The sequence below is a fragment of the Massilia sp. ST3 genome, from assembly GCF_018119405.1.
Taxonomy (GTDB): Bacteria; Pseudomonadota; Gammaproteobacteria; order Burkholderiales; family Burkholderiaceae_D; genus Telluria.
Map to the genome: position 1 here is coordinate 24,444 of NZ_JAGPWC010000011.1, position 14,322 is coordinate 38,765.

Here is a 14,322-nt window from a genome sequence, read left to right on the forward strand (position 1 = left end):
GAACAACGCCTGTCATTCTAATGCGGCGAAGTGCAGTCCGGTGTCACCAATTGTCGCTTTTCGGACGGGCATATCGCGGACCTTGCTCTTCCCGCTCCGATGAAGACGGCGCCAAAGAAAAAGGGCCGTGAACGCAGCGCGTCTCCGGCCCTCGCACCATGGCCTGTGCAGCCTACATCTTGGCGCCCGGGTTGATGACCCCGCCACCGTTGCGGACCATTTCCTCCAGTTCGCCACCGTTGGTGATTCGGGTGCGGTCGGTGCGTTTCGGATCCTTGTTCGAGAACAGGGTGCCGGTCGGGACGTAGCGCTCCTCGTAGGCCACTTTCTTGCCGGGCTGCTTGTCGACAGCGGTGGAGGCGCAGCCTGCCAGCAGCATGCAGGCGCCAACGAGCATCATTGTGATTTTCATTGAGATTTAACTCCGGTTAAATGAATGTATGCTGCCTGCATCTTCCCGTCATCTGATGCACACGGCGCGTACCATTTTAATATCAGTCAAACCGGAAAGTACCTTCTCGATGCCGTCCATTTTCAGGGTCCGCATCCCGTCTTCGAGCGCCGCGGACAGCAGCGCGGCCACGCGCGCGTGTTCGACGATCAGGCGCTTGAGGGCGTCGGTACCCAGCATCAGCTCGTGCAGGCCCACGCGGCCCCGGTAGCCCTTGGTGCAGGCCTCGCAGCCGGCCGCGCGGTAGAGGGTGAAGCGGCCATCGGGGTCGGCGTGGCGGGCGCGCCATCCGGCCAATATGCCGGCACGCGCCGCTTCCGGGTCCTCGAGGAAACCTGTTGTATTTGACAGGTCCTCGCAGTACTCGGATAGCAAATCGGCGATTTCGTCCTCTCCCGGATGGTAGGGCTGGCGGCAGGCCGTGCACAGGCGCCGGGCCAGGCGCTGGGCCAGCACGCCGAGCAGGGCGTCGGCGAAGTTGAACGGGTCCATGCCCATGTCCATCAGACGCACGATCGATTCGGGTGCGCTGTTGGTATGCAGGGTGGCCAGCACCAGGTGGCCGGTGAGCGAGGCCTCGATCGCGGTGCCGACCGTCTCGCGGTCGCGCATCTCGCCGACCATGATCACGTCCGGGTCGGCGCGCAGGAAGGCGCGCATCACGGTGGCGAAGTCCAGGCCCGCCTTGCGGTTCACCTGCACCTGGCGCAGGCCCTTCTGGGTGATCTCGACCGGATCTTCCGCGGTCCAGATCTTGGTCTCGGGCGTGTTCAGGTGGGCCAGGATCGAGTGCAGGGTGGTGGTCTTGCCCGAGCCGGTCGGGCCGCACACGAAAAACAGGCCGTAGGGCTTCTCGATGGCCGGGCGCAGGCGCTCCAGGTTGGCCGGCAGGATGCCCAGCTGTTCGAGCGGGATCGGTTCGCCCGCCTGCAGGATGCGCATCACCACGTCCTCGACCCCGCCGCTGGACGGGATGGTGGCCACGCGCAGCTCGATGTCGAGCGGGCCGTACTTGCGGAACTTGATCTTGCCGTCCTGCGGCTTGCGGCGCTCGGAGATATCGAGGTCGCACATGATCTTGACGCGCGCCACCAGGGCGTTGCGGTAGCTCGACGGGATCTCGATATAGGGCACCAGCACGCCGTCCTTGCGGAAGCGGATGCCGGTCTTGCCCTTGCCGGGCTGGGGCTCGATGTGGATGTCCGACACGCCCTGGCGGTAGGCGTCCACGATCACTTTGTTGAGCAGCTTGACCAGCTCGTTCTCGACCGCTTCCGAGACCTCCGAGGGGCCTTCGCCGTCCTCGTCGTCTTCCAGGCCCGAGAGCAGCTCGCCCACCGACTCGCCGCTGCTCGGGCCGGCGCCGAAGAACTGGTCGGCGGTCTGGCGGAACTCCTGGCGGGTGGTGACGCGCCAGCTGACCTTGGCCTTGGGAAAGAGCTGGGACACGATGCGCGAGGCGCCGGTGCGCTCGGGGTCGAGCGCCAGCACCACCAGGCCGTCGCGCCCGTCCTCCAGCGGCAGCCAGCCGTTCTCCTCGACGTACTGGGGCTTGATGTTGCGCAGCAGCTCGACCGGCTTGAGCCGGTCGGCGCGGAAGGGCTCGTAGGGCACGCCGTAGAAGCCCGCCAGCGCCGCGCCGATGGCGGGGCGGCGCACGCGCAGCTGTTCGGTCAGCACATCCTCGATGTCGAGGTCGCGGTCGCGCGCGTTGCGGCTGGCCTGCTCCAGCTCGGCGGCGGACAGGACCGCCTCCTGCACCAGGACGTCGTACTTGCCCCGGAGCGGCTGGGGCTTGATGCGCTTGTCGAGCGCCACCGCCAGGGTTTCGCACAGGCGGCGCACGCCGTCCAGGTAGAGCGCGGGGAAGGGCCCGCCGTCGCGGTGGTTGATGAACTGGACCACGCCCAGCAGCTCGCCGCCGTTCGTCACCAGGGGCGCGGCCAGCATCTCGCGGGTGCGGTAGCCGGTGCGCTGGTCGACCCCGCGCTGGAAATGCAGTTCGGGCGACAGGCGGCGCAGCTCTTCCTCGTCGTAGACGTCGGCGATCGCCACCGTCTGGCGCGACAGGGCGGCGAAGCCGGCCACCGAGCTGGCGCCGATCGGCAGGCGCAGGTCGCGGAAGGACGTCAGGCCGGTCTTGACCTTGGAGACGATGGTCTCCTTGTCCGGCGCCACCGCGTACAGGGTGAAGCGGTCGCAGTGGAACAGGTCGCAGAAGTCCATGCCCAGGTCGAGCATGATCTCGTCCAGGTTGGCGGTGGCGTGGATCTTGGTGGTGATGCTCTGCAGTTTGGCCAGGAAGGCCAGGCGCCGCTCGGCGTCGCCGGCGCCGGCGCGGCGCTCGATTGCGGGATAGGAGCCGGGAGTGCCGCCGTCGTGGTTCATCGCAGTGTGACTTCGAGTCCTTCGTAGGCCAGGTGGATCCGCAGCTCGCCCAGGCGGCCGTCGCGGGCGCCGTAGCGGGCCAGCACGCCGGCGAACGCGGCTTCGAGTTCGTCGTCGCTGCGGGTGGGTTCGTGATGGGTGCAGTATAGCGCGCGTGCGCCGACCCGCAACGCCATCTCGAACGCGGCGTCGAAGGTGCCGTGGCCCCAGCCCAGCTTGGACGGGTATTCCTCTCGCGTGTAGGAGCAGTCGACGATCAGGGCGTCGACGCCGCGCATGGCGGCGTCGATCTGGCGCTGGCGCTCGGCCAGGTGCTCCTCGAAGCCGGCGTGCTCGAGGCTGCCCGGCGCATGCGGGTTGTGCCAGGGCTCGTGGTCGCCCGTGAAGAACACCGATTTGCCGCCGCATTCGATGCGGTAGCCGAGGTTGGTGATCGGGTGGTTCATCAGCACGTTCGAGACCCGAGCGTCGCCCACCTCGATGGCCTGCCCGATCTCGAGGGTGCGGTATTCGATGGTGGCGTCCATCTGGGTTTCGCTCACCGGGAAGTAGCTGTTCTGCAGCTGCACGCCCATCACGTGCTCGATGCCCTTGCCGGTGACCGGGTCGTAGGCGCCGTGCAGGCGCACCCGGCTGCCCTTGATGAACAGGGGCGTGAAGAAGGGCAGGCCGTGGATGTGGTCCCAGTGGCTGTGCGTGATGAGGATGTTGGCCTGGATGCCGCCAGGGTGCGGCATGCCGGCCAGCAGGTGCTGGGCCAGCGGGAACAGGCCCGTGCCGCCATCCAGGACGATCAGGGTTCCGTCGTCGGTGCGCACTTCGATGCAGGTCGTGTTGCCGCCGTAGCGCGCGGTGCGCGGACCCGGAGACGGGATCGACCCCCGCACTCCCCAGAAGCGGAATTTCATCAGGACTCCCCAGCCAAAACTAGTCTTTGTTGTTGTAGAAACAGGTTCGATGATAGCGGGTTTGTGTCCCCATGGCTCCAAAAATCGCAGATTCTCACCGGAAACTGTGGTCAGCCAGGCGTAACAAAGCTACACTCACACCGAATTACCCATTTGCAATTCAAATTGCCCGCTTGACCATGGAAGAGCTGAACCCCTCCCAAATCGCGCAACGCCTGCACCAGCTGACCGAGCTCAGCGTGGCGCTGGGCGACAACCGCGACACCGCAGCGCTGCTCGACCGCATCGTGCGCGTGGCCAAGCAGATGACCGACGCCGACGGCGGTACCTTGTACCGCCCGAGCGAGGACGGCGCGCACCTGTGCTTCCACATCTCGATCAACGACACCCTCGGCATCTACCAGGGCGGCGTCAGCGGCAAGGCGATCGACATCCAGCCGGTGCCGCTCTATGACAACTACGGCAACAAGAACCTGGCCTCGGTCGCGGCCTATGCGGCCAACTTCAACCAGTCGGTCAACATCGAGGACGTGTACAAGGCGGACGTCTTCAATTTCTCGGGCATGCGCGCCTTCGACGCCGCCTTCGGCTACCACTCGCGCTCCTTCCTGACGGTGCCGATGGCCGACCACGAGGGCGAACTGGTGGGCGTGCTCCAGCTGATCAACGCCAAGGATCCCGAGACCGGCGCGATCCGCGCCTTCACCCAGACCGACCAGCGCTTCATCGAGGCCCTGGCGGCCCAGGCGGCGGTGGCGCTGACCAATCAGCAGCTGGTCAAGCAGCTCGAAGGCCTGCTCGAAGCCCTGGTCAACCTGATCAACATCGGCATCGACGAAAAATCGCCGTATACCGGCCGCCACTGCCAGTTCGTGCCCGAGCTGACCATGATGCTGGCCGAAGCGGCGCACGCCTCGAGCGAGGGCCCGCTGGCGGGGTTCAGCATGAACGAAGGCGACCGCCGCGAGCTGTGGCTGGCCGGCCTGCTGCACGACTGCGGCAAGATCACGACCCCGGTGCACGTGGTGGACAAGGCGACCAAGCTGCAGACCATCTTCGACCGCATCCACATGATCGACACGCGCTTCGAGGTGCTGCTGCGCGACAGCGAGATCCGCGCCCTGCGCGCCCAGCTCGCGCCGGACGCCAACCGCGCCGCCATCGAGGACCGCCTGCAGTCCGAGCAGGCGCGCATCAAGGCCGACCGCGACTTCCTGCGCCGCGCCAACATCGGCGGCGAGGGCATGTCGCCGGAAGACCAGGAACGCGTGCGCCTGATCGCGCGCACCCGCTGGACCGGCCCAAGCGGCCGGGAAGAGGATTTCCTCAGCGCCGAGGAAGTGCTGAACCTGACCGTGCGCTTCGGCACCCTGACCGAGGAAGAGCGCAAGATCATCAACAACCACATCGTGGTGACGATCCGCATGCTGGAATCGCTGCCCTGGCCGAAGCACCTCAAGAACGTGCCGGAATACGCCGGCGGCCACCACGAGCGCATGGACGGGAAGGGCTATCCGCGCGGCCTCACGCGCGAGCAGATGTCGGTCCAGGCGCGCATCATGGCCATCGCCGACATCTTCGAGGCCCTCACGGCGCGCGACCGCCCCTACAAGAAGGGCAAGACCCTGTCGGAGTCGCTGCACATCCTGGGCAAGTTCGCGCTCAACGGTCACATCGATCCGGACCTGTTCGACGTCTTCGTGCGCCAGAAGGTCTACCTGGAATTCGCGCGCAAGAACCTCGATCCGTCCCAGATCGACGAGGTCGACGAGGCGGCCATCCCTGGCTACCGGCCATAAATTCCGGAGCCAGGCATGGGACGCATCCGGCAGGCATTCGGCCGCGCGTGGTCGAAATACGGCGCGCGCTGGGCGCTCGGGATGCTGCTCACCGTGATCGCGGTGCTCTACCCGCTGGACTTCTGGACCAGCCACACGATCGTGCGCCAGGACACGATCATCGCCGACCTGCGCATGCGCCTCGAGCCCTTCGAGCTCGATCCCTCGATCGTCATCGTCGATATCGACGGCAAGAGCCTGAACGAGATCGGGCGCTTTCCCTGGCCGCGCGACGTGCTGGCCAGGCTGACGCGCCAGCTGACCGTCCACTACGAGGCGGGCGCGGTGGGTTTCGACGTCTCGTTTCCCGAACCGGACTTGAGTTCCGGCTATGCGGTGCTGGAGCGCCTGGCCCAGCGCGAACTGAAGGACGTGCCCGGGATAGGGCGAGAGCTCGGCCAGCTCAAGGAGCAGCTCGACTACGATGGCCTGTTCGCCCAGGCCCTGCGGGACCAGCCGGTGGTGCTCGGCTTTAACCTCTCGGCGGACCAGAAGAAGGGCGTCCTGCCCGAACCCGCGTTCACCACCGACTATCTGAACGGACGCACGGTGCTGGCCTATGCCGCGGACGGCTACGAGGCGAATATCACGCGCCTGCAGGAGGCGGCGGCAGGCGCCGGCGTCTTCACGACCGAGCCCGGTCCGGACGGCCTGGTGCGCAGCTCCCCGTTGATGTTTCGCATCGGCGACGGCTTCTATCCGGCCCTGTCGGTGGCCACTGCCGCCGCTTTCGTCGACGCCACGGCCGTCAAGCCGCGCTTCGTGGAAACGGTGGACACGCTGTCCGCGCTCGATCGCGAGACCGACACCGTCGAATTCATCGACATGTACTTCGACAAGCGTGCAACCGGTTTTCCGGTCGGCCAAGCGATGACGGTGACCGTGCAGTACCGCGGCAGCGGCGGCCCGGAAGGCGGCGCCTTCCGCTATGTCTCGGCCGCCGACGTGCTGGCGGGCCGGGTGCCGAAACAAGTGTTGGAGGGGACCATCGTCCTGGTCGGCACCACCGCGCCGGGCCTGCAGGACCTGCGCGCCACGCCCGTGAATCCGGTCTTCCCCGGCGTCGAGGTGCACGCCAACCTGATCAAGTCGATGCTGGATGGCCGCTTCAAGACCCGGCCGTGGTGGGCGCATACGGTCGAAGCGATCCAGATCGGCGTGGTCGGCCTGGTCTTGACCGCCGCGCTGGCGCTGCTGTCGCCGGCCTGGTCGGTGCTGGCGGCCGGCCTCGTGTTCGCGGCCTGCGCCTGGTTCAACTACTACGTCTATACCGAGCATGACTTCGTGCTCAATGTCTTCATCTGCCTGCTGCTGATCGGCGCCCTGTTCGTGCTGAACCTGGCCTGGGGCTACTTCTTCGAGTTCCGCAAGGGCAGGGCGCTGGTCTCGCGCTTCGGCGAATACGTGGCGCCCGAGCTGGTGGCGAAGATGGCCGAGGACCCGGCCGCCTACAACATGGACGGAGAAAGCCGCGAGCTCACCGTCATGTTCGTCGACGTGCGCGGCTTCACCACGATCTCGGAGGGCCTGAGCCCGAAGGAGCTGCGCGAGTACATCAACCTGTATCTCACCGCGATGTCCGAGGACATCCGCTCGGCCCACCAGGGCACGCTCGACAAGTACATCGGCGACGCCGTGATGGCCTTCTGGGGCGCGCCGGTGCATTTCCCCGACCACGCCAGCCGCGCGGTGGCGACCGCGCTCCTGATGCAGGCCAGCGCCGAACAGCTGAACCGCGACTTCCTGCAGCGCGGCTGGCCGGAACTGAAGATCGGCATCGGCCTGAACACGGGCCTGATGCACGTGGGCGACATGGGCTCGGCGATCCGCCGGGCCTACACGGTGATGGGGGACGCGGTGAACCTGGGGGCGCGCCTGGAAGGCATCACCAAGGTCTATGGCGTCGGCATCGCCGTGGGCGAGGCGACCCGCCTGGCGGCGCCCGGATTCGTATGGCGCGAACTGGACCTGGTGCGGGTCAAGGGCAAGAACGAACCGGTCGCCATCTTCGAGCCGCTGGGCAAGGCCGGCGACCTGGCGCCCGCGGCGCTGGACGAACTGGCCGCCTGGGAAGCGGCGCTGCGGCTGGTGCGCAGCCAGCACTGGGACGCGGCGCAGGCCGCGCTCGAGGCGCTGCAGGCCGCCCATCCCGCGCGCGGCCTGTATGCGCTTTACCTGGAACGCATCGCCCACTACCGCCGTTATCCGCCAGGGGCGGATTGGGACGGCGTCACGAGCTTCGAGACGAAATAGGCGCACCGCCCGCGCGAAGTTGCATCAGAACAACAATTCGGGTTGCGCCTGCCCCCCTCCCGGTGGGGGAAGTTGCTTTTGTCACCCTATTTTTTCTCTGCTGCAAGTTAAAGCTGGTTACACTCATACCGCATGCATGCCCTGGCGCGCCCACGGCTTGCCTCCGGCCGCAACAGCACCCGATAAGAACGACAATTCGTAGAGTCAAACATGAAACAACGCTTTGCACGCCTGCTCGCAGGCTCCGTGCTTGCCGCCGCCGTCAGCGCCGCGTGGGCGCAGGAACCCGCTGCTCCCGCGGCCGCCGATGACGTCGTCCGCTTCGAGATCAGCCGCTTCGACGTGGCCGGCAACAGCCTGCTCGACCCGAAGGAGGTCGAGCGCGCCGTGGCGCCCTATGTGGGCGCGCAGCGCGACTTCGGCGACGTCCAGCGCGCCCTGGAGGCGCTCGAGGCGTTGTACCACGCGCACGGCTACAACGTGGTGACGGTGCAGCTGCCGGAACAGGAACTGAACGGCGGCGTGGTGCGCCTGAACGTGGTGCAGACCCGGATCGGCAGCGTCAAGGTGAGCGGCAACCGCTACCACAGCGAAGACAACATCCGCCGCAGCCTGCCGGCCCTGGTGCCGGGCCAGACCCCGAACCTGAAGCAGGTCTCGGCCAACCTCAAGCTGGCCAACGAGAACCCCTCCAGGAAGATCAAGCTGAGCCTGGGCAGCGGCGCGGCCGACGACAGCGTCGACGCCAGCATCGAGGTGGCGGACGACAAGCCGTGGAGCGTGATGCTCAACCTCGACAATACCGGCAGCGAGGAAACCGGCAAGACCCACGCCGGCGTGGTGCTCCAGCATGCGAACCTGGGGGGGCTCGACCATGTCGGCAGCCTGCAGTACACCACCACGGTGGAGAAGCCCGACCAGGTCGCCGTCTGGGGCCTGGGCTACCACATCCCCCTGTATGCGCAGGGAGCGGCGCTGGACTTCTACGCCAGCTATTCCGACGTCGATTCCGGCATCGTCAGCGCCGGCCTGTTCGACCTGGCCGTGAGCGGCCGCGGCGCCGTCTACGGTGCGCGCTATACCCGGATCCTTCCCAAGAGCCTGCTGGCCGGACGCGACTTCGAGGCGCGCCTGCTGCTGGGCGCCGACGTCAAGGCCTACAAGAACAGCGTGCTGTTCGCACAGGAGAACTTCGGCAACGACGTCACCGTGCGTCCCCTGAGCATCGGCTACACGGGCCGGGTGGCGCTCGATGGCGGCGAGGCGAGCTTCGCGTTGACCCTGCTGCGCAATGTGCCGGGCGGCTCGCGCGGCGGCAAGGAAGACTTCCAGCGGGCCCGCCTGGGGGCCAAGGCGGGCTACACGGCGCTGCGCTTCTCGGGCGCCTGGAGCCGGGCCCTGGGCGAGAGCGACTGGCAGGCGCGCCTGCTGGCCAACGGCCAGGCAAGCGGCGACGCCCTGGTGCCGGGCGAGCAGTTCGGCGCCGGCGGCTCGACCTCGGTGCGCGGCTTCGACGAGCGCGCACTGTCGACCGATTCGGGCCTGGGCGCCAACCTGGAACTGTACACGCCGAACTGGTGCAGCCGCGCCGGCTGGCAATGCCGCGCGCTCGCCTTCTATGACACCGCCTACGGCAAGCGCAAGCATGCGCTGCCGGGCGAACTGGCCAGCACCACCATCGCCGGCGCCGGCCTGGGCCTGCGCTTCGCGGTGGGCAGCTCTGCCTCGCTGCAGGCCGACTACGGACATGTCGTGAAAGAGGGCGTGTTGAAGGGCGCGGGCAGCGGCAAGCTGCACGTGCGCCTCGGCCTGGCTTATTAAGGAAACACCAGATGAACAATCCACTCTTCAAGGTCCGCGCTCCGGCGCTCCGGCAGGCCGCCATCTTCCTGGCCGCCGCGGCGGTCTGCCTGAACGCTGCCCAGGCCGCGCCGGCGCTGCCGCAGGTCGTCGCCGGCCAGGCCAGCTTCGCCCAGCAGGGCAATGTGTTCTCGATCACGAACACGCCCGGCACGATCATCAACTGGCAGAGCTTCTCGGTCAATCCAGGCGAGATCACGCGCTTCGTCCAGCAAGGCAGCGACAGCGCGGTGCTCAACCGCATCCTGGGCCAGGACCCGTCGCGCATCCTGGGTGCGCTGCAATCGAACGGCAAGGTCTTCCTGATCAACCCGAACGGCATCCTGTTCGGCCGCGACGCGCGCGTGGACGTCAACGGCCTGGTGGCCTCGACCCTGAACTTGAGCGACGCCGACTTCCTGGCCGGCAAGCGCCGCTTCACGGCGGGGGCCACGGCTGGGGCGGTGCGTAACGAAGGCGCCATCACGACCCCGGGCGGCGGCCAGGTCTTCCTGGTCGCGCCGCAGGTCGAGAACAGCGGCGTGATCAGCGCGCCGAACGGCGACGTGATGCTGGCCGCCGGCCGCAGCGTGGAGCTGGTCGATTCCAGCAACCCGGACCTGCACGTGGTGGTGTCGGCGCCCGCCGACCAGGCTGTCAACCTGGGCCAGGTGGTGGCGAACAGCGGCCGCATCGGCATCTACGGCGCCCTGGTGCACCAGCGCGGCGCGGTCAATGCCGACAGCGCCGTGGTCGGCGCCGGCGGCAAGATCGTCCTCAAGGCCAGCCGCGACACGGTGCTCGACAGCGGCAGCGTGACCAGCGCCAAGGGCGAGGGCAAGGGCGGCGAAATCCACCTGCTGGGAGAACGGGTTGGCCTGGCCGGCAACGCGGCGGTCGACGCCAGTGGCCGCCTCGGCGGCGGCATCGTGCTGGCCGGTGGCGACTACCAGGGCAAGAACGCCCTGGTGGCCAACGCGCGCCAGACCTGGTTCGGCAAGGACGCCAGCATCCGCGCCGACGCCACCCGGCAGGGCGACGGCGGCAAGGTCGTGCTGTGGGCCGACGGCGCCACCGCGGCCTACGGCAGCATCTCGGCGCGCGGCGCCGGTACCGGGGCCCAGGCGGGCAAGGGCGGCCTGGTGGAAACCTCGGGACACGAGCTGGACGTGAGCGGCATCCGCGTCGATGCCGGCGCCAGCCATGGCCGCAAGGGCACCTGGCTGCTCGATCCCTACGACATCGTGGTCGCGGCCGACGGCAACGCCAGCGCGGCCGACGTCGCGCTGTTCGGCATGGGGTCGAACAGCGGCGAGACCCGGGTCTCGGCCACGACCCTGCTGGCGACCAACGCCGACATCGTGCTCCAGGCCCAGCACGACCTGACCTTCGCGCAAAGCCTGAACACGCCCTACAGCCTGCGCGCCGAGGCGGGCAACAGCATCTTCGTCAACGCGCCGCTGCAGGCCGGCGGCAATCTCGATTTCCGCGCGGCCAACAGCTTCACCCTGAGCGCCGGCGCCACGCTCGCCAGCGCGAACACCATCGACTTCAAGGCCGAGCGCATGACCTTCGACGGCGGCGTCGGCGGCGTCGGCAGCGCGCTGCCGGTCATCAGCTTCAGCACATACAACGACGCCACCGCGATCAACGTGCGCGGCACGGCGACCGGCAGCGTCCTGACCCTGGACCCGGTCAAGCTGAACGCGATGGGCGCCTACTCGATCAACATCGGCAACAGCGCCCACACGGGCGCGATCAGCATCGACAATGCGCTGGGCCTGAACAGCCACCTGGCGATCGACACCCAGGGCGTGATCAACATCAATGCCCCGGTCATCCTGAGCGGCAGCGGCAGGCAGTTCATCGGCAACCTGCATCCCAAGCTGGGCGGCGGCGCGGTGATGGTGCATGGCGGCGGTTCGATCGACGCGGCCGGCGGCATCCAGATGAGCGGCAACTCACTGAGCGTGGACGGTGCGCTCAGATCGAGCGTGATAAAGCTCGCGGCCGGCGACAGCCTGGTCGTGAACGGCACCCTGGACGCCGGCAGCCTGGCCGACCTGAGCGCGCTGGGTTTGATCAACGGGGCGGGCGCGATCAAGGCGCCAAGCCTGAAGATCGAGGCCGAGTCGGTCTACCTGCCCGGCGCCAACAAGGTCGGCACCCTGGCCGGCCTCGCCGCCGGCAACCTGTTCCGCTTCAACTGGGTCGACAGCCTGCGCGTCGGCACCGTCGGCGGCCTGACCGGCCTGAAGGCCGGTGTCGAACTCAACCTGACCGGCGGCGCCTTCGCCGTCGACAGCTGGGCATCGGGCACCGCGGTGGTGATCGACGCCGCCTCCATCGGCGGCGGGGGCGTCCTCAAGGGGGACTTCGTGTCGCTGACCTCGCGCGGCGGCATCGGCGCCGACAACCTCGCGCTGCGGACCAGCACCGGCATCCTGTCGGCCATCAACACGGCGGCCGGCAGCGCGCCGATCAAGATCGTCAACGACCGCGCACTGATCCTGAAGGACGTGGTGCAGGCCGGCAGCGGCAACGACGGCGCGATCTCGATCGACAGCACCGGCGGCCTGACCGTGGCGCGCACCGAATCCTTCGGCCAGGGCGTGAAGACCGGCAGCGGCAACATCAGCCTGGTCACCCACAGCCCGCTGACCATCGAAGGCAGCGTGACGTCGACGAGCGGCAACATCCGCCTGTTCGCCGACAACGGCGGCGCGGTCACCATCCGCAACACGGCCAGTGTCAACACCAGCGGCAACCTCAGTCTCGAAGGCGGCAGCGCCTCGATCGCGCCGGGCAGCGTCCTGGTGCCGGCGGAACGCCTGCAGGTGACCACCACCGCGCCCCAGCCCCAGCCGCAACCGGACCCCAAACCGGAACCCGATCCCGATCCCGTGCCTGATCCCGATCCCATCCCCGATCCGGAGCCCGAGCCGCTCCCGCCGCCCCAGTTGTCCGCCTGCCTGGCCAATCCGGCGCTGGCCGGCTGCGGCCCGGTGCTGGAAGCGGCGCTGCAGTCCTGCGTCGCCAACCCGCTCGGTGCGAACTGCTCGGCCATCCTGCCGTCGCTGGCGCAGTGCCGCGCCAATCCCAAGCTGCCGGGTTGCGAGCCGGTGATCGCGCGCGCCACTTTCGAGGCCTGCCTGGTCGATCCGACCGGCCCGAACTGCGCGGTGGTTCTGCCGCCGATCGAGGTCTGCAAGCTGACCCCGGGACGCGAAGGCTGTGCACAGACCCTGCAGGTGACCTTCAATTCCTGCCTGATCGACCCGAGCGACGCCGTCTGCGCGGGTGTGCTGCCGACCCTGTCGGAATGCACCGGCCGGCCGGGCGCGCCGGGTTGCGAGGTGGTGCTGCCGACCCTGGCGCAATGCATCGGCAGCCCGTCGCTGCAAGGCTGCGAAGTGCGCCTGCCGGGCGTGGCGCAGTGCGTGGCCTCGCCGTTCACCGCGGGTTGCGAGGCGGTGCTGCCGGTGGCGGCGCTGTGCACGCGCGACCCGTCCCATCCGTCCTGCCTCGTCCCGCTCAACGGCGGGGCAGGCGGCTCGCCGACCGCGCCGGTCGTCAAGGCCCAGCGCGTGGTGCTCGACCTGATCGACCGCCAGATCCGGGACGAACCGGGCAAGCAGGCGGCGCAAGCGGCGACCGGCGCAGGCCAGCCGGACAAGGATGACAAGGGCGACAAGCTGGCCGGACCTGCGTCCGCGGAGAACACTGGAGTGAAGAATGAAAAACCTGCGACTAAACTGTACTGCAATTAAGGCTGTCCTGTTCGCCGTGCTGCTCGGCTTCGGCGGCGCGGCCTGGGCGGCGCAGGTGGCGGGCATGATCACGCGCCTGAGCGGCCCGCTGCTGGCCAAGAAGGCCGACGGCAGCGTCAAGGTGCTGGCCCTGCGCTCGGAGATCGAGAGCGGCGACACCCTGGTGTCGGAGAAAAATACCTACGCCCAGATCAAGTTCGTCGACAACAGCGAGATCACGCTGCGTCCCGGCACCACGTTCAAGGTGGAGGATTTTTCCTTCGACCAGAACAAGCCGGAAGACGACAAGGCCAGCTACAGCCTGGTAAAGGGCGGCCTGCGCTCGATTACCGGCCTGATGGGCAAGCGCAACAAGGAAAAATTCTCGCTCAAGACCCCGACTGCGACCATCGGCATCCGCGGCACCACCTTCGTGGTGCAGTACGTGCCGCCGCCGGCGGCGGGCGCGAACGGCCTGCGGGTCGTGGACAGCGTGGACATGCCCGGGCTGAGCGACGAGATGGTGCAGAACCTGGCCGGCAAGAACGGCGCCGGGCAGGGCAAGGTTGCGCGTGGCGCGGATGGCCCGGTCAACCCGGGGCCGCAGCAGAAGCTGCCGCCCGGCCTGCACCTGCAGGTGACCGACGGCGCCATCATCGTCACTAACAATGGCGGCGCGCTGGGCTTCCAGGCAGGCCAGTTCGGCTATGTGCCGAGCGTGAACCAGCCGCCGGTGATCGTGCCCTCGAACCCGGGCATCCAGTTCGTGCCGCCGCCGTCCTTCGACGCAGGCAGCGGCGGCCCTACGGCCAGCAACGGATCGGGACAGGGCGACGCGACCGACTGCATCGTGCGCTGAGCGGCGCCCGCACCATCCACAGCCCCGCGCGCCGCTC

At 68.1% G+C, this 14,322-nt stretch carries 8 protein-coding genes; 5 read left to right on the forward strand and 3 right to left on the reverse strand.

Going from position 1 to position 14,322, the window contains the following annotated elements:
- Positions 1–172: 172 nt before the first annotated feature.
- From KBW98_RS05530 to KBW98_RS05540, 3 genes are read right to left on the reverse strand one after another with little or no spacing between them, the layout of a single operon-like run.
- A complete protein-coding gene (locus KBW98_RS05530; RefSeq protein WP_211519128.1) occupies positions 173–400 on the reverse strand; it encodes a hypothetical protein in 228 nt (75 codons plus the stop codon).
- Positions 401–460: 60 nt separating this feature from the next.
- The gene (locus tag KBW98_RS05535) at positions 461–2,839 is read right to left on the reverse strand and encodes a GspE/PulE family protein (RefSeq protein WP_211519129.1); all 2,379 of its coding nucleotides are present in this window, start codon (positions 2,837–2,839) and stop codon (positions 461–463) included.
- On the reverse strand, positions 2,836–3,747 hold the full coding sequence (locus KBW98_RS05540) for an MBL fold metallo-hydrolase (protein WP_211519130.1): 912 nt from the start codon (positions 3,745–3,747) through the stop codon (positions 2,836–2,838). The genes KBW98_RS05535 and KBW98_RS05540 overlap by 4 nt, the downstream gene beginning before the upstream one ends.
- Before the next feature lie 179 nt (positions 3,748–3,926).
- Here KBW98_RS05540 and KBW98_RS05545 point away from each other — a divergent pair, with 179 nt between their 5' ends.
- The 5 genes from KBW98_RS05545 (at position 3,927) to KBW98_RS05565 (ending at position 14,285) form a co-directional block, all read left to right on the forward strand.
- Positions 3,927–5,546, forward strand: a complete 1,620-nt coding sequence (locus KBW98_RS05545) for an HD family phosphohydrolase (protein WP_211519131.1) — start codon at positions 3,927–3,929, stop codon at positions 5,544–5,546.
- A gap of 15 nt (positions 5,547–5,561) precedes the next feature.
- A complete protein-coding gene (locus KBW98_RS05550; RefSeq protein WP_211519132.1) occupies positions 5,562–7,838 on the forward strand; it encodes a CHASE2 domain-containing protein in 2,277 nt (758 codons plus the stop codon).
- A gap of 210 nt (positions 7,839–8,048) precedes the next feature.
- Positions 8,049–9,659, forward strand: coding sequence for a ShlB/FhaC/HecB family hemolysin secretion/activation protein (locus KBW98_RS05555; RefSeq protein ID WP_211519133.1), 1,611 nt, complete (start codon positions 8,049–8,051; stop codon positions 9,657–9,659).
- 11 nt (positions 9,660–9,670) lie between these two features.
- Complete coding sequence (locus tag KBW98_RS05560) at positions 9,671–13,447, forward strand: filamentous hemagglutinin N-terminal domain-containing protein (protein WP_211519134.1); 3,777 nt, start codon at positions 9,671–9,673, stop codon at positions 13,445–13,447.
- Complete coding sequence (locus KBW98_RS05565) at positions 13,413–14,285, forward strand: FecR domain-containing protein (RefSeq protein WP_211519135.1); 873 nt, start codon at positions 13,413–13,415, stop codon at positions 14,283–14,285. The genes KBW98_RS05560 and KBW98_RS05565 overlap by 35 nt, the downstream gene beginning before the upstream one ends.
- Positions 14,286–14,322 lie beyond the last annotated feature (37 nt).